Source organism: uncultured Flavobacterium sp. (assembly GCF_937967675.1).
Taxonomy (GTDB): Bacteria; Bacteroidota; Bacteroidia; order Flavobacteriales; family Flavobacteriaceae; genus Flavobacterium.
Genome location: NZ_CALBSN010000190.1, coordinates 1 through 16,053, shown reverse-complemented (window position 1 = coordinate 16,053; position 16,053 = coordinate 1). Strand labels below are relative to the sequence as shown.

Genomic DNA, 16,053 nt, shown 5'->3' with positions numbered 1-16,053 from the left:
ATTGTCATATTTTATCCCTAAATTAGAGCATAATTTTGCAGTATAAATTTCATTAGGTATGGGAAAATATGTAACCGCAGCGGAAGCTGTACAAGTAGTAAAAAGTGGCGATAGGGTCTACGTTCAGGCAGCAGCTGCTACGCCAACAATTTTAACAAAAGCGTTAACAGATAGAGCATCTGAGCTTAGAAATGTAGAACTATGTCATCTACACACAGAAGGTGATGCGCCTTATGCTAATCCTGAATTAGCAGAAAGTTTTCACGTAAATTCCTTTTTTATTGGTGCTAATGTTCGTCATACTTTAAAAGCAGGAAACGGTTCTTACACTCCGGTTTTTTTAAGTGAATTGCCTTTATTGTTTAGAAAAAATGTAGTGAAATTAGATGTAGCATTTATACACGTTTCACCACCTGATAGTCATGGATATTGTTCTTTAGGGGTTTCGGTTGAAGCTTCGGTAGCGGCAATTGAAAATGCAAAAATAGTTGTAGCTCAAGTAAATCCGCAAATGCCAAGAACTTTTGGTGATGGGATTTTACACGTTTCTGAAATTGATTATTTAGTAGATGTAAATTTACCTATTTATGCACACGATGTGGCTCCATTTACTGCTGAGGAAGAAAAAATAGGTGCTTATGTAGCCTCTTTAATTGAAGATAAAAGTACTCTTCAAATGGGAATTGGTTCGATACCAAATGCGGCATTGAGTAAATTAACGAATCACAAAGATTTAGGATTGCACACCGAAATGTTTTCCGATGGTGTTATCGATTTGATAGAAAACGATGTCATAAACTGTAATTATAAAGGAACATTAAGAGGTAGAGCTTTAGCAACTTTCTTAATGGGATCAAAACGATTGTATGATTTTGTGGATGATAATCCGTTTATCGAAATGAAGGAATCTTCAATGGTAAATGATACGGCTCGAATTCGTAGAAATCCAAGAATGGTGGCTATTAATTCTGCTATAGAAGTAGATTTAACTGGTCAAGTTTGTGCGGATTCTATCGGAAGCACTATGTATTCTGGAGTTGGTGGTCAAATGGATTTTATTCGAGGAGCATCATTAAGTGAAGGTGGAAAAGCTATTATCGCCTTACCTTCGATTACGAAAAGAGGTGAGAGTAGAATTGTGCCTTATTTAAAACAAGGAGCAGGAGTGGTAACAACTCGAGCACATGCTCATTACATCATTACCGAAAACGGTATTGCTGATTTATATGGAAAAACACTAAAACAAAGAGTTGCAGAGTTAGTCAAAATTGCACACCCTAACCATCAAGAAACCATTGAGCGTTCTTATTATGAAATGATTGGTTTGCATAAGTAGAATAATTTAGAGTTAGTAAAAGAAAGACAATCGAAAGGTTGTCTTTCTTTTTATGAAAATTTTTTAAATATAAACGGTCTGAAATTGAAAATATTTTAAATAACTAACTTTTTGATTTTGAAATTTTTAGCGAAAATGGGTTGTTTTTGAAAATAAACCAAACTTTAACCTTTTAACAACATTAAATAGCCTACCTTTGTAAGGAATTAAATTTTTCATAGATGAACATTTTTGTAGGAAGTCTTCCATTCAGTGTAGAGGAAGCAGATTTAAGAGGTTATTTTGAAGAGTATGGAGCTGTAGAATCAGTTAAAATTATCTCTGATAAATTTACCGGAAGAAGTAAAGGATTTGGATTTGTTGAAATGGCTAATGATGCTGAAGCTCAAAAAGCAATTGACGAATTAAACGGTGGAACTATCGAAGGTAGAAAAATCGTAGTTAACAAATCTGAACCAAAACCAGAAGGAGAAAGAAGAAGCTTCGATCGTAATTCAGGTGGTAGAGGTGGTTATTCGAACAATAGAGATAACAACAGAGGTCGTTACTAATATTTTTTTGGATATAAAATTAAAAACCTTCGCATTGCGAAGGTTTTTTTATTTATTGTGGATTTGCCAATGTTTTATATAATCCGATTACAGCATTCAAATAGCGATTTTCAAGAGCAATTTCATTAATTTGTGAACTCACCAATGAATTCTCTCTAGAATTAATAATAAATAAAGAACTTTCTCCCATTTCAAATAAGCGGTCTTCTGCGTTTAGCAATGTGGTAAAATCTTTTACTAATTTATTATTGTAATCTTGCTGTTTTTGAAGCGAAACAATTTCTTGCTGTTGTGCTTTGATTTTGTTTTCCAAATTTTTTCGTTCAAATTGTAGCCCAAATTCTGAATCCTGAATTTTTAAATCGGATAATTTTAAACTTCCGCGTTCTTTTCGTAAAAATATTGGAAACGAAAAATTTACACCAATTTTATAATCTTCAAAACGATAATTGTCAATATAACTGGGTTCTGATAAATAATTGTAACTCAAATCTAACTTGGGTAAAAGCGCATTTGCTTTTAATTTTCGATCCACTTTTAGCATTGCAATTTTAGCATCTAAAGCTTGAATTTTTGGATGATTGTCTAAATCAATTGTTCTTAATTCATTTATCTGTAAAACTTCTTTTATCGTTTTTGATAATGTAATTTCGGGTATTAAATCATCCTTTAATTCTAAAGGGACATTATTTTCTAACCATAAATAGTTTGATAATTCTAACTTCGCTTTAATAAGTTTTAATTTAGCGTCTTCTAAATTTAACAATCTTGTTTTTACAACAATTCCCGCTTCAATGCTGTCAATTGCTGGTTTATCGCCTTCTGAGATTAATTTTTCAATTCCTTTATATCGATTTGACGCATTAACAAGGTAATTTTCATATAATTTTACTTCTTCAAAAGCTCTTTTCCAGTTTGCATAGCTTATAGAAGCTTCATACAAAACTTCAATTGCTTGTAAATTACGTTCGGCCGCATTTAAATTTTGTGCAATTTTCGCTTTTCTAATATCAGCCATTCGCTGATTAATGAATAATCCTTGTCCAACAGGAATTGAGATTCCAAACGAGGTTAATCCACTATTTGGTAATGTGTTTTCAGGATTAACATACATTCCTTCAGCATTATCAAATCCGGCTTTAAGCTCAATTCCGTACCAAGTAGGAATTTTAAAACTACTGTTTAAAATAGAGTAATATTCATTGTTTTTAAATTGTTTTTCATTAAAATCTACTTCAATTTTTGGATCAAAAGCACCTCGCGCTTGCATTAAATTAGCTTGGGCTTCGTTTAATTTTAAATCGGCTTGTTTTACTAATGGATGGTATTTTTTTACATAACCTAAAAATTCATTGTACGTGAATTCTGTTGGGTTATTTTGCCCAAATAAAATCATTGAACTACAAATGAAAATGAAGATATAAAATAGTTTCGATTTCATTATTTTTTAGTGTTTTCTGTTGCAGGTTGATAAAAATTAGGAGGAAATCCATTTAGAGTTCGCCAAATTTCAAACCAAATTGGGACATCGTCTAGCAATGCTAAAGTTTGAGTTCCAGCTCCAATGCTTAGTTGTTTTGGCCATTTTTTATCTTTCGGATCAGGAGCAATTAGTACACGGTATTTTCCGTTTGGACTAATAAAATTTTCTTTTGCAACGATTATTCCTCCAAAAGTTCCATATGAAACATCTGGCCAACCGCTGAAAACAATTGTAGGCCATCCATCAAACCAAACTCTTACTTTTTCGCCATTATTTATTAAAGGAAAATCAACAGGATCAATATAAGTTTCTACAGCAATGTCATATTTTGAAGGCATAATACTAACTACAGAAGTTCCTTCTTTTATGGTTTCGCCTATTCCAGATTGTAATGCACGGTTAACATAACCATCTTGTGGGGCTGTAATGTAATACAATCCATTTCTAATTTGATAGTTTTTATATTGATTTTTAAGTTTGTTAACTTGTGCTTCAGTATCAAATTGCGAACTCAAAGCAGTTTGCTTGTCGCTACTTGCTTTTGCGTTTTTTTCTGCATATTCGGCGCTAATTCTGTTGAGTTCCATTGTTGCATTTAAAACCTCGTTTTTACTAGTAATATATTTGTTTTCTTGTGTAATAATTTTTGCCTCCGTTTCTTGTAATTTCATGCGTTTTTCCTCCACATCGGTCATTGGTTTTAACCCTTCTTTGTTTAAATTTACAGAACGCATATACTGTGTTTTTGCAATTTTAAGTTGTGTTTTAGTGGCTTCAAAATCGATACTATCACTTTGTACTTTTAAATATGCTTGTTTAAGTTTGTTTTGCGCTTGTTTTAATTTTAAGTTTTTTTCATTTTGAATAGCGCCCATCTGACTCTCCAATGCTTTTACTTTATCAGCGTATGATATAGCTGCATTTTCTTTAGCCTTTACTTGATTGCCTGTGTTTTCAATTAAATTAGGGTCTAAATAATCTTCTTTAATTTCTGAGATAAATAGAATGGTATCTCCTTTTTTTACAAAATCGCCTTCATTTACAAACCATTTCTCAATTCTTCCTGCAATTACTGTTTGTATGGTTTGAGGACGTTGATTAGGTTTTAAAGTGGTAACATTTCCTGTTCCTTGAATATTTTGTGTCCAAGGAAGAAAAAGAAATAAAACAACCATGATAACAAAAGCCCAAATAATCTTTCGAATTACTTTGTAATGCTTTTGTTCTTTGAATATTTGTCCCGATTTGAATTGCTCTAACTTTACGAATTGATCAATTCTATTTTTTGTGATGTTTAGCATGGCTTAAATGGATTTAATTTCACCTTTTTCCAAAAGAATGGTTTGCTTACAAATTTGTTTCCAATAATTGTTTTTACTTGCAACAACGAGTGTCCATGGATGTTTTTCTTCGCTTAAAAAATCAATGATTTCTTTGCAAGTTTGTTCGTCAGATTTGTCCAAGGGATTTTCTAAAAATAATAATTTGGGTTTGTTGATAATACAACGAGCCAGAACAATTTTTTGTATTGTTGATGAATTAATTTGTTTTCCTTCAGATGAAATTGGGGTATCTAAACCTTTTGGTAGTGCTTTTATGGCTTCGGTAAGTTTTAATTTTTCTACTAATTCAAATACCATTTCCATTTTAATTTCAGGATTATTACATGTGATGTTTTCAAGAATGGTTCCTTCAAAAGGCATTTCCTGAGCTGTAATAATTCCTATTTTAGAGCGATATTCATCTGAAGAATATTTTTTATAATTTGTATTATTGATAAAAATACTTCCTGATGTGGGTTCGATTAATCTTGCTAATAATCGCATTAAAGTAGTTTTTCCAGAACCATTTTCACCTAAAATTAACGTATGTTGTTTTGGTTCAATAGATAAATTAATATTTTTCAATATTTCTTTGTCTGATTTTGGATAAGTAAATGATAAGTTTTCAGTTTCGATTGTAAGTTTGTTTTTATCTACTAAATAGTTTGAATTTTGGATATCTTCTTCTAATTCTAGATCAACCACAGAACCTAATTTTTCTAATGAAGTTAATACATCATAAAACAATTCTAATCCCGAAAATAGCTTTTCTACTGCAGCTATAATACTCAAAATGATAATTTCAGCAGCAACAAATTGTCCGATGTTCATTTGTTGATTGATTACTAATAACCCTCCAATTATTAATAGACCAGCAGTAATTAAAATTTTAAATCCAGTTAACTGAACAAATTGCTTCATTAAAACTTGAAAATGATTTTCACGTTGTTTCAGATATTCATTAACCAATTTGTCGTTTTTGTGTAGCGAATAATTAAAAATAGAATTGCTTTTAAAACTCAAATGATTTCTGGCAATTTCTTGTAACCAATGTGCAATTTTGTATTTGTATTTTGATTCTTTTAAACTAGTTTCTAAACCTAGATTGAAGTTGATTTTGAAAATCAAATACAATAATATTAAAAGTATAAGGCCAAAAAAAATGAAAAAGGAGTGATATAAAGAAAGTAAAATAATACCAAAAAAGATTTGCAAAGTTGCCCCAGAAATATCGAGTAAAAGTTTCGTAAATCCTTTTTGAACTGTTAACGTATCAAAAAATCGATTCGCTAATTCTGGTGGATATTGATTGTGTAATTCATTGAATTTTATTTTTGGAAAACGATATGCAAATTCAAATGACGAGCGCACAAATATTTTTTGCTGTAAGTTCTCTGTGATTCGAAATTGCATTATTCTTAACAAACCTACAAAGGCTACACCAACAACTACAATAACAACTAAGATTATCCAAGAAGTGCTAACTTTTCCAGCCTGAATAAAGTTGATAATTGATTGAATTCCCAAAGGCAACGACAAACTGATTAATCCAGCTATGATTGAATACAAGAAAATTTGATAAATATCTTGTTTGTCTATTAAGATGAGGTTTTTGAATCTTTTTAATGGTGTCATAGTAGTATTTTTTTAGCCATATCTGTGTAGAATTCGGTTGCGCATTCTTTTTCAGATAAGTTGGTAATAGTTTTCAGATGATTTTTTAAAAAATGTTGATGCAGCGCACCTTCTACAATGTTTGAAGCTAAACTTTTTGCGTAAGGATATTCTGGATTCACTTCTTTTATGATATCAATAATGCGATTGATTACTCTTTTATAAACTAAGAAAAAACCTTCTTTATTTTCGTTGTCAACTTCTTTAGTCATTAAGGTTTTTGTAAATTCCTCAACGATAATTCGGCTTAAAATTTCTTCATTGATATGCGGAGTTGCATTATCGTCTACTACATTTTCGGTAACTAGTTTAATTGCTTTTTCTAGCTTTTCAATCGGATTTGAAACATTGGTTGTAGCAAAAGCCATTCGATATTCTATCCAAGACCAATACCATGAAGTTAGATAAACCAATAGTTTATGCTTGTTTTCAAAGTAGCGATAAATGGAACTTTCATTAGACTGAATTTTCTCACCTAATTTTTTAAAAGTAAATGCTTCAAATCCAATTTCATCAATTAGTATGATGCTGTTTTTTAAAATTTTATTCCCTAAATCTGACGTCTCAGGGTCTTTAACATAAAGTTTTTTGTAAATAGTAATTTTTAGATTGGGAAGTAAGTTTGACATAATAATTTAATTTAAAAAAATTACGTGCAAATATAATAGTATTACTATTAAATAAAAAAAAATTAACTTTTAATTAGTTGTTTGTTCTAATTAAAAGTTAATAATTTTTTGTGTGCTTAAAAGTTAGAATGAAGACTAATTTGAAGCTGATCTTTACCTCTTGTTTCTATGGATTGATTCATAAAACCCACTTGAAGTCTAAGTTTGTCTGTTAGTCCATAACCTAGACCTCCATAAACTCTATTTCTATCAAATACTCCTACGGTAAGATTGTTTCCAATATCGCTTTCACCATTTAAGAAAATTTCATTATATAAAGCTAAATACAAAGTGTTCTTTTAATTGTTTTTTTGTTAAGCGCTACGTTAAGAAAAACGTTATATCTATATCGTGTTCTAAAATCCTGGTTATCTACAAAACGCTGCTCATATCTGAATCGATGATTGATATAGAATCGTTCGCCAATTTTTTGTGGTATCGCGATTTCTTGGTAGATTCTAATTTCATTTATGCTTTTTTCTCCTTCACCTATTTTGCCGGTTTTGACATTCGCAATTCCTAAAGTTAGTAATACATTTGTATTTTTTGGAGTGTATGTTAAACCTGTTCTTATAAGCATTTGTTCCAAGTCGCCAATTAAATTAAAATTACGATATTGAACATCTCCTTGAATTCCAAATGAGCTGTTTTTGTATTTGCCATTAAAAAAATACATGTACCATGCGCCAATATCATCCTCTTGTGTATTTTGTGCTTTGCAAAAGAGTATTGATAAAAATGTTGCAACAATTAAAATTAATTTGTTTTTCATTTAATTTTAGTTATTTTTTCATAGGTAGATCTAACAAAGTCTCTTCTAAAAATTCTACTTTACCTGTGTGAATGTCATACACTGCTCCAACAATAAGAATTTCTCCATCTACGTATTTTTGGTGTAAAATAGGATCTAAATCTCTTAAACTTTTGACTTGTTCTATAACATTTTGCCTTACAGCATTATTAACTGGACTACCAACAAAATGTCTGCTTTTTGAAACTGCTGGTTTGATATCATTAATCAAAGTTACTATATGTCCAGGAACATTTTCTGGACGATCAACAGCAGCAGCAACGGCTCCACATTCTGTGTGACCTAATACTACAATTAGTTTTGTTTTGAGTTTTAGAACAGCAAATTCCATACTACCATATGAAGCAGCAGCAGAAACTTGACCAGCAGTTCTAATGATAAATAAATCTCCCAAGCCTTGATCAAAAATCATTTCGTTTGGCACTCTTGAATCAGAACAGCCTACAATTGTGGCAAATGGAGCTTGTCCGTTTTCTAATTTTTTTATTGTTTGCATATCCTGTCTTGGCTTGATACTTTTGCCCTCAATAAATCTTTTGTTTCCTCCCATTAACTTTTTTATAGCTAGTCTAGGATCTGCATATGCAGAGTCTCTATCAACTATATAATGGTCTTTTTTCCATTGAACAGAATTTGTAGGTGGATTTTTTTTAATAGTTTTTTTGCCTTTTTGAGCAAATGTTCCAATTGTTGAAATCAACATTAATACGATAAGAAGACTTTTTTTCATAATTTTATTTATTTGTTAGTATTTATAGGGATTTAATAAAAATAAATTTTTAATTATATTATAATTAATTATGAATTCATCATAATTATTTTTCTACGTTATCATTAGTTATACAAATAATTACTAATTCAATTATTTTTTCTTTTATTTTTATACACACAAATATAATAGTAATACTATTAACATGTAAAAGTTTAACTTTTAATTTACATTTGTTGAATAAAAAAAAGAGATTCAAGTTAATGAATCTCTTTTTTAAATTTATTTGAGTCGTTATTTATAATAATGATTTACAAGTCATTACTGCTGGTTTTTCAATTCCCATTAAATCTAAAATAGTAGGAGCGATGTCGCCCAAAACACCATTTTGAATATTTTTTAATTCTTTATCAACTAAAATAATTGGAACTGGATTTGTTGTGTGTGCTGTATTTGGCGAACCATCTGGATTAATCATCGTTTCGCAATTTCCATGGTCGGCGATGATTATTGTGGTGTAATTGTTTTCTAAAGCGGTTTCAACCACTTCTTTTACGCAAACATCAACGGCTTCGCAAGCTTTAATTGCGGCTTCCATTACGCCTGTGTGACCCACCATATCACCATTGGCAAAGTTTAAACAAACAAAATCGACTTCACCTTTTTTAAGTTCTTCAACTAAAGCATCTTTTAGTTCGTAGGCACTCATTTCGGGTTGTAAATCGTAAGTGGCTACTTTTGGAGAATTTTTCAAAATACGCGTTTCGCCTACAAAAGGTTCTTCTCTTCCGCCAGAAAAGAAAAAGGTTACGTGAGGATATTTCTCGGTTTCGGCAATACGAATTTGTTTTTTATTGGCTTTTTCTAACACTTCACCAAGTGTTTCTGTGATGTTGTCTTTGTCGTAAATTACGTGGACATTTTCATAGGTTTCATCGTAATTGGTCATCGTTACATAATACAAATTCAGTTTGTGCATGTTGAATTCGTGGAAGTCTTTTTGCGATAATACTTCGGTTAATTCTCTTCCTCTATCGGTTCTGAAATTGAAGAAAATCACTACATCATCTTCTTGAATTTTCGCAACAGGATTGTTGTTTTCATCCACCATTACAATAGGTTGGATAAATTCGTCGGTTACATTATTTGCATAACTTTCGTTGATAGTCATAACCGCATTTTTTGAGTGATTTCCTTCTGCATTTACTACTAAATCGTAAGCTAATTTCACTCTTTCCCAACGTTTATCTCTGTCCATTGCGTAGTATCTTCCAATTACAGAAGCTAATTTGGCATTGGTATTTTGAAGATAATTTTCTAAATCAGAAATGTATTTCGCTCCCGATTTCGGATCCACATCACGCCCATCGGTAAAAGCATGAACAAACATGTTTTGAACGCCACTTTCTTGTGCAGCATCTATCAAACCTTTTAAATGCGAAGTGTGAGAATGCACACCACCATCAGAAACCAATCCTAAGAAATGGATGGCTTTATTGTTCTTTTTGGCATAATCAAAAGCATTTACAAGTGGTTTTTCTTGACTCATGGTTTTGTGTTCAACCGCTAAATTTAGTTTGGCTAAATCTTGGTAAACAATTCTTCCAGCGCCAAGGTTCATATGACCTACTTCAGAATTTCCCATCTGACCTTCGGGTAACCCTACGTTTAAACCATCGGTTCTTAGTTGTGCATTTGGGTATTTGGTATATAAACTATCAATAAAAGGAGTGTTGGCGTTGTCTATTGCAGAAACTTTTGGGTCGGGCGATTTTCCCCAACCGTCCAATATCATTAAAATTACTTTTTTGTTCATTTTTGTGTGTTTGTACAAAGATAATCAATTGGTAAATTTTTAGATGAAAATCCGACTTAAAATTACGAAAACGATTAAGTGGTTTAACCTTTTCTAATCCAGTTTTTAGCTTGATTGTAATCGATGAAATAACGAACGCTTATTGATAAAATATGATTCAAATTGTCCTGTAATAAACTAGAGAAATTCGAATTGAAATTTTTATTAATAGTTCTGTCAAAAGTTGCAGCATTATTTCGGTATAAAATCGACATTTGACTTCCTGGAGCAAACCACCATGAATAACTTAAATCTAAATTCCAAGTACTAAAGTTTGAGTTTTTATTGCCTGTATAAGTGGTGTTTAGCGCTAAACTTCCATCTTCATTTAAGTTGTTGATTTTATTATTTTCGGCCAAAGACCAATAATGTCTAACCGATAAATTAAAATTCATCACGCTGCTTACCGAAAATTTACTCGATATTGAATTGGTATAAGTATCTCTATTTCTTCTAGCAAAAATGATATTTGAATCTTCAAAATCAATAAAACCAATGTCATTTTGTTGTTTGAAATAATCAAAACTGTATGATAAGGAAAATTTGTCGTTAAATCGATATCTTGGACTAATATTTATCCCTGCTTCAAATCTGTTTTGTTTAATAACGTGGGTTATGTAGGGATTGATGTCTACAGCAAATTTATAATTGTAGTTCGATGAAAAATATATAAATCCACCAACATTTGTAGGATTTACGAAATACCTATCAGCAACACGCGGTTCGTAATAATCGTAATTTTTGAAAGGGTTAAAGTTAATTCCTGCACCAAAATAATGATTTTTCTTGTTTGTAGAATTTAAGTTAACATTGAAATTACTAGCTTGAATTTGGTTTGTAGGCGTATAGAATTCAAAGTAAGAATTTAGGTTAATTCTAAAGGTGTTGAAAGTTTTATTTGGGTTTAGGATACGAAAGTTGGTGTTTCCAGAAAACGAATAATAATTGGTTCTGAAATTAATTCCTAAATCGTTGATTTCAAAATCTTTTGACATGTATTCGCCTCCTAAACTATATCTGAATTTTCCGTTTGTTTCTGCAAAATATAACGATGCGTTATAACCGTTTTTATTTTCAACATCATTAATACTACTTGATTTTAATCCTCCAGAAAGATTGTATGTATTGGTTTTATTATTCAAATCAAATAATAATCCAGTTACGTTGGCATCTCTAAAACTTCCGTTTCGTGTAACATTTGTGTTGATGAAAGTTACCGATGAATTTTGATTAAATCGTTGATCAAAAACCATTACGTTGTAATTTGTCAAAGGCGAAACTTCAATTTGTCTTGTATTATCATTATCGTCATTTGAAACCGTAGCCATTGTTTTTTCAGTGATTGCATTAAGAAAACCAATTCCTAAACCATCTTTATCACGCCCCGAAATTTTCATTGCATTTAATAAATTTACAGCTCCGGGATACGCTACCGATTCATTTGCAGCTATGTTTAAATTCAAATCTGGGGTTTGTCCAATTCTTCTCGAGTACAATAAATTCCCTTTACTAAATAAGTCAGTTCCTTCTGTAAAGAAAGGTCGGTTTTCGTTAAATTGTTGTTCGAATGGTCCTAAATTCAAAACTACATTATCAAATTTAGTTTGACCAAAATCGGGAACTAAAATCGCATCAAATGTGAAAGCATCATTAATTCCATATTTAACATCTAATCCGCCTTTTAATTCGCCTTTGGTTTTTTGAGCATCACTTCCTGAAAGATAAAAGGAAGAATAAGGTATTAAGAACAATCGGGTAGGGGTTTTGATGTTTTCGATTCCAGTTAAAATTCCGGCTTGTTGCGAAATGGCTCCAATTTTATTATCAATAGGACTCCAAGTGTATTTTTGACGTTCTCTTCTAACTTCTCTAAAAAAGTTAAGTCCCCAAGTTTGTTTGTCTTTTTCAGGAAAACGTAATGCGGCGTATGGAATTTTCATTTCAACCACATAACCAAAATCGGTAATTTTTGCATTGCTTTCCCAAATGGCATTCCAAGAACCATCTTCACCTTCCGCAGAAGTAAAGTTGGTGTCGATTTGTCCGTTGGCAGCAGTAACGAAAAATCTAAATTCTTGCTGACCATCGTTGTAACCATTTATAAAAATCCCAAAAAAATCGGAGGTTCCTAGTTCGTCTCTCTCTACTAACTCTTTTAAAATTTTCTCTGGATTTGGATCGAATAATTTTGCTCCTACATATATTGCATTATCAGAGTACAGTATTTTAACTTCGGTTTTAAATTCTTCGGGAATAGGTGTGCCGTTTTTAGGTTCTAAAGAAACAAAGTCTGTTGCAATTTCAGCATCTTTCCAAGAAGCCTCGTTTAATTCAGCATCAATTGAAATGTTTTCAGTTGTTTTCTTTGTAGATACACTTTTTTTTGTTTGTGAAAACGACAAAAGAAAGCTTGTTAAGGAAATGAATATAGTGATGCCGAATTTGTTTGTCATGTAATAAATTTTGATTGCAAAAATATTGTATTACCTTAATATGTCTATTTTTTTATATAATGTTTAACTTTTGTGAGAATAATCGACTAAAGGTTAAAATTTTCGATAAAAAACACTTGATAGTTTGTAGGTTTAAAAATAATAAATATATTTGACCCATTACAATAATAATACAACTACAAGATTAACAATGATTTACAGATTTTTACCCCTAATTTTATTTTTTGTTTTTTCGTTTAAGCCTTTAAATACAGCAGAAAATACTAAGAATGAAGTTAAATCTACTGATCCAAAATTAATTGCCGCAAATGCGAAAGCAACTTTTGAAGCTAAAACAAAATCATTTTATTCAGTGATTGATGGAAATGGTTTTTCTTTACCTTCTTTTGAAAGTTTCATTGCTGCTTTTGAAGGATATGAGCAATTAAAGCAATTGGGAAAAATTCAAAATGAAATTTTAACTATAGTTGATTTTAGTTTGTCCTCATCTCAAGAAAGAATGTGGGTTGTTGATATGAAAACCCAAAAAGTAATTTTAAAATCGTTAGTTTCTCACGGTAGAAATTCGGGTTCTGAATATGCAACTGATTTTTCTAATGCAAGCGAATCTTTCAAAAGTAGTTTGGGGTTTTATGTAACAGGAGAAACTTACACTGGCAAACACGGTTTGTCTTTACGTTTAGACGGAATGGAATATGGAATTAACGACAACGCTAGAAATAGAGCAGTTGTAGTTCACGGAGCTGATTATGTAAGCAAATCGTTTATTAAAAATACAGGAAGATTAGGAAGAAGTCAAGGTTGTCCAGCTGTTCCTTATGAAATACACAAAGAATTAATAGAAACGATTAAAGGAAAATCTTGTATCTTCATTTATCATCCATCAAGAGCTTACGTGGCAAAATCTAAATTAGTCTCTTAATTTTTGAAATAACATTTTGTCGAGCTCATAAATGTCATCTCTAAATTGTAGTTTGTCATTTTCAATCCAACTCGTCCAATAAAACAAATATACATTCACAGTGTCTTTAATAGACACTGTTTTTGTTTTTTCTTGTTTTAGAATGGAATCAATTTCGCCTCCGCTCCATTTTTCTGGGTTGATTTCAGTTAATATTTGTTTAGTTAAAACCAATGGATTTTCAACTCGTACACATCCCGAACTTAGTGAACGATACGTTTTCACAAAATAATCGCGATGATTGGTATCGTGTAAATAAACAGAATGACGATTGGCAAAATTAAATTTAACCAAGCCTAGAGAATTATTATAACCTGGTTTTTGTACATATTTATAATTGTTGGCTCTAGCTGGATTCCATTCATACGGACTAACTTCTTTTCCTTGACTGTTGTATATGGTTAGTCTTCTTGATGGAAAATAATTTCGGTTTTTTGATGCTTCCGGAGTTAAATCTTCTTTAATAATAGTAGGCGGAATAGTCCAAGTTGGATTAAAAACAAAATTGGACAACTTGGAACTCAAAATTGGAGTTTTTCTTTTTGGAGTTCCCACCACAATTCGATGGGAAGCAATCGTATCATTATTCTTTACATAATGCAACATATAATCTGGAATATTGGCAATCAAATATTTCTCACCTAAATCAGATGGATACCAACGCCAACGCTCTAAATTCGCGAAAATTTGCTCTATTCGTTCACTTTTTGTAGTGTTTAAAGCTTTTAGTGTTCCAATTCCGATAACGCCATCAGGAGCTAATCCATGACGTGCTTGAAAACGTTTTACTGCTTTAAAAGTCAAAGTGTCGTAAGCCCAAGTAATGATGCTATCTTTGTTTTTGTAATCTTTCCAATAGGCTAAACGTTTTTTGATTTTTACCATTTCAGGTAAAGTGTCGTTTATAATAATTTTGTTTTTTGTGCTTATTTTTTCAAAAGTAACATTTGGAAATTTATCAATTTCAACTAAGCTCTTTTTAAGTAATTGATAAACAATATGATTTGGTTTTAAATCCTTAAAAGTTGAAGCGATAATTTTCTCTTTAATCCCTTTTTCTAATAATGGAGAAAGAGCTATTTCTTTTGGTTTTAAATCCCAATCGGTATATAATTCTTTTGGATTTAATTTTCCTTTGTGAAGATGGTTGGCTAATTTTTCAAAGGTTTCGGTAAGTAGAATGTCATATTTTACAATCTCTTCATCGTTTAATTTCGCTCTTTTGCTTTCTAAATCTTCAATAATATTAATTTCATAATCTTCAGGATTCAAACCTTCTTGATAGCAAAACTTAATCTCTTTAATTAAATCCTTTCGGTTTTCATCTAAATACCAAATTTCGTGAAAGTTCATTTTTTGATAATACAATTTCAAACTATCTGATTTTTCCGAAAGTAAGTCAGGATGGACAGGTCTAATAATTACATTTAAAACGGTATCTTTAATAATGCTGTTGTCAAATGCAATAGGCAACGGTTCCTTTTTACAAGAAATGACAGAGAGAATAAGAAGTAGAAAAGTAATTTTTTTCATAGAGCGCAACAATTGTGATATAAATATAAGAAGAATTATTGAAAATCTTCTCAGTGTATTTTCTTATACATCGCAAAATGAATGCCAACATCGGGAATAAGAAAAGAATCGCCAATAATTTCATAGTCTAATTTTTCGTAAAACGGAACTGCATTTTCTCTTGCGTTGAACCAAATTAAATCGGCATTCAAATTAACGCAATGATTTTCAGCTTCTTTTACTAATTTGGCTCCAAATCCTTTTCCTTGAAACACTTTTAAAACAGCCATTCCTCTAATTTGAAATTGATTTGTTTCTGAGAATAAATTATTTTTTTCTTTGAAAACAGAGATGATTCCCACGAGTTTATCCTCTAAAAACAATCCAAAATGAGTCGTATTTTTATTATCATCGCCTTTAAATTGGCACGTTTTAATTGGTTTTCCTTTTCTTAAAACTTCATGTCGCACAGGATATGTTTCAACCGAACTGATTTTTTTTATTTTCATAATTATATAACTCATTAAAAGTTAATCTTTTAGAGAAAAGCGTTAATTCTAGGGTAAAGTTAGTGCAATAGCTTTGAAAAAAATATCAAAAAAAATTTGCAATTACCAAAACTTTTAAAGTATATTTGCACCCACAAAAGTTAACGCTTTTGTTATGCGGAAGTAGCTCAGTTGGTAGAGCTCCAGCCTTCCAAGCTGGTTGTCGCGAG

Annotated in this window: 14 protein-coding genes; 3 read left to right on the top strand and 11 right to left on the bottom strand. The window is 31.1% G+C overall.

Annotated elements, in window-relative coordinates:
- Window positions 1-58 precede the first annotated feature (58 nt).
- Window positions 59-1,336, top strand: a complete 1,278-nt coding sequence (locus Q0075_RS12485) for an acetyl-CoA hydrolase/transferase C-terminal domain-containing protein (RefSeq protein WP_291108420.1) — start codon at window positions 59-61, stop codon at window positions 1,334-1,336.
- A gap of 221 nt (window positions 1,337-1,557) precedes the next feature.
- Complete coding sequence (locus Q0075_RS12480) at window positions 1,558-1,887, top strand: RNA-binding protein (protein WP_291108418.1); 330 nt, start codon at window positions 1,558-1,560, stop codon at window positions 1,885-1,887.
- A gap of 52 nt (window positions 1,888-1,939) precedes the next feature.
- Here Q0075_RS12480 and Q0075_RS12475 read toward each other — a convergent pair whose 3' ends face one another.
- The 9 genes from Q0075_RS12475 to Q0075_RS12435 form a co-directional block, all read right to left on the bottom strand.
- Window positions 1,940-3,283: a TolC family protein gene (locus tag Q0075_RS12475; protein ID WP_297869804.1), complete on the bottom strand. Its 1,344-nt coding sequence runs from the start codon at window positions 3,281-3,283 to the stop codon at window positions 1,940-1,942.
- 44 nt (window positions 3,284-3,327) lie between these two features.
- Window positions 3,328-4,671: an HlyD family efflux transporter periplasmic adaptor subunit gene (locus Q0075_RS12470; protein ID WP_297869792.1), complete on the bottom strand. Its 1,344-nt coding sequence runs from the start codon at window positions 4,669-4,671 to the stop codon at window positions 3,328-3,330.
- 3 nt (window positions 4,672-4,674) lie between these two features.
- Entirely contained in the window at window positions 4,675-6,327 is a 1,653-nt protein-coding gene (locus Q0075_RS12465; protein ID WP_297869791.1) for an ATP-binding cassette domain-containing protein, read from the bottom strand.
- The gene (locus Q0075_RS12460) at window positions 6,324-6,995 is read right to left on the bottom strand and encodes a TetR/AcrR family transcriptional regulator (protein WP_297869790.1); all 672 of its coding nucleotides are present in this window, start codon (window positions 6,993-6,995) and stop codon (window positions 6,324-6,326) included. Before Q0075_RS12460 ends, Q0075_RS12465 begins: the two co-directional genes overlap by 4 nt.
- Window positions 6,996-7,111: 116 nt before the next feature.
- On the bottom strand, window positions 7,112-7,324 hold the full coding sequence (locus tag Q0075_RS12455) for a DUF2490 domain-containing protein (protein ID WP_297869789.1): 213 nt from the start codon (window positions 7,322-7,324) through the stop codon (window positions 7,112-7,114).
- A complete protein-coding gene (locus Q0075_RS12450; RefSeq protein WP_297869788.1) occupies window positions 7,315-7,806 on the bottom strand; it encodes a DUF2490 domain-containing protein in 492 nt (163 codons plus the stop codon). The genes Q0075_RS12455 and Q0075_RS12450 overlap by 10 nt, the downstream gene beginning before the upstream one ends.
- Window positions 7,807-7,816: 10 nt before the next feature.
- Window positions 7,817-8,575: a carbonic anhydrase gene (locus Q0075_RS12445; protein WP_297869787.1), complete on the bottom strand. Its 759-nt coding sequence runs from the start codon at window positions 8,573-8,575 to the stop codon at window positions 7,817-7,819.
- Window positions 8,576-8,852: 277 nt separating this feature from the next.
- Window positions 8,853-10,370, bottom strand: coding sequence for a 2,3-bisphosphoglycerate-independent phosphoglycerate mutase (gene gpmI / locus Q0075_RS12440; protein WP_297869786.1), 1,518 nt, complete (start codon window positions 10,368-10,370; stop codon window positions 8,853-8,855).
- A gap of 83 nt (window positions 10,371-10,453) precedes the next feature.
- On the bottom strand, window positions 10,454-12,862 hold the full coding sequence (locus Q0075_RS12435) for a DUF5916 domain-containing protein (protein ID WP_297869785.1): 2,409 nt from the start codon (window positions 12,860-12,862) through the stop codon (window positions 10,454-10,456).
- A gap of 190 nt (window positions 12,863-13,052) precedes the next feature.
- Between Q0075_RS12435 and Q0075_RS12430 the strand changes: the two genes are divergently transcribed.
- Window positions 13,053-13,784 carry a murein L,D-transpeptidase catalytic domain family protein gene (locus tag Q0075_RS12430; RefSeq protein ID WP_297869784.1) on the top strand — a complete coding sequence of 244 codons (732 nt, stop codon included), beginning with the start codon at window positions 13,053-13,055 and terminating at the stop codon, window positions 13,782-13,784.
- Here Q0075_RS12430 and Q0075_RS12425 read toward each other — a convergent pair.
- A complete protein-coding gene (locus Q0075_RS12425) occupies window positions 13,773-15,356 on the bottom strand; it encodes a L,D-transpeptidase family protein (protein ID WP_297869783.1) in 1,584 nt (527 codons plus the stop codon). The genes Q0075_RS12430 and Q0075_RS12425 overlap by 12 nt on opposite strands.
- 50 nt (window positions 15,357-15,406) lie before the next feature.
- Window positions 15,407-15,844, bottom strand: a complete 438-nt coding sequence (locus tag Q0075_RS12420) for a GNAT family N-acetyltransferase (protein WP_297869782.1) — start codon at window positions 15,842-15,844, stop codon at window positions 15,407-15,409.
- Between the last annotated feature and the right edge of the window lie 209 nt (window positions 15,845-16,053).

Bases quoted from the DNA above. Each gene is read 5' to 3' on its own strand.
- Q0075_RS12485 (WP_291108420.1), top strand. From the start codon at position 59: ATGGGAAAATATGTAACCGCAGCGGAAGCTGTACAAGTAGTAAAAAGT.
- Q0075_RS12480 (WP_291108418.1), top strand. From the start codon at position 1,558: ATGAACATTTTTGTAGGAAGTCTTCCATTCAGTGTAGAGGAAGCAGAT.
- Q0075_RS12475 (WP_297869804.1), bottom strand. From the start codon at position 3,283: ATGATTTTATTTGGGCAAAATAACCCAACAGAATTCACGTACAATGAA.
- Q0075_RS12470 (WP_297869792.1), bottom strand. From the start codon at position 4,671: ATGCTAAACATCACAAAAAATAGAATTGATCAATTCGTAAAGTTAGAG.
- Q0075_RS12465 (WP_297869791.1), bottom strand. From the start codon at position 6,327: ATGACACCATTAAAAAGATTCAAAAACCTCATCTTAATAGACAAACAA.
- Q0075_RS12460 (WP_297869790.1), bottom strand. From the start codon at position 6,995: ATGTCAAACTTACTTCCCAATCTAAAAATTACTATTTACAAAAAACTT.
- Q0075_RS12450 (WP_297869788.1), bottom strand. From the start codon at position 7,806: ATGAAAAACAAATTAATTTTAATTGTTGCAACATTTTTATCAATACTC.
- Q0075_RS12445 (WP_297869787.1), bottom strand. From the start codon at position 8,575: ATGAAAAAAAGTCTTCTTATCGTATTAATGTTGATTTCAACAATTGGA.
- gpmI (WP_297869786.1), bottom strand. From the start codon at position 10,370: ATGAACAAAAAAGTAATTTTAATGATATTGGACGGTTGGGGAAAATCG.
- Q0075_RS12435 (WP_297869785.1), bottom strand. From the start codon at position 12,862: ATGACAAACAAATTCGGCATCACTATATTCATTTCCTTAACAAGCTTT.
- Q0075_RS12430 (WP_297869784.1), top strand. From the start codon at position 13,053: ATGATTTACAGATTTTTACCCCTAATTTTATTTTTTGTTTTTTCGTTT.
- Q0075_RS12425 (WP_297869783.1), bottom strand. From the start codon at position 15,356: ATGAAAAAAATTACTTTTCTACTTCTTATTCTCTCTGTCATTTCTTGT.
- Q0075_RS12420 (WP_297869782.1), bottom strand. From the start codon at position 15,844: ATGAAAATAAAAAAAATCAGTTCGGTTGAAACATATCCTGTGCGACAT.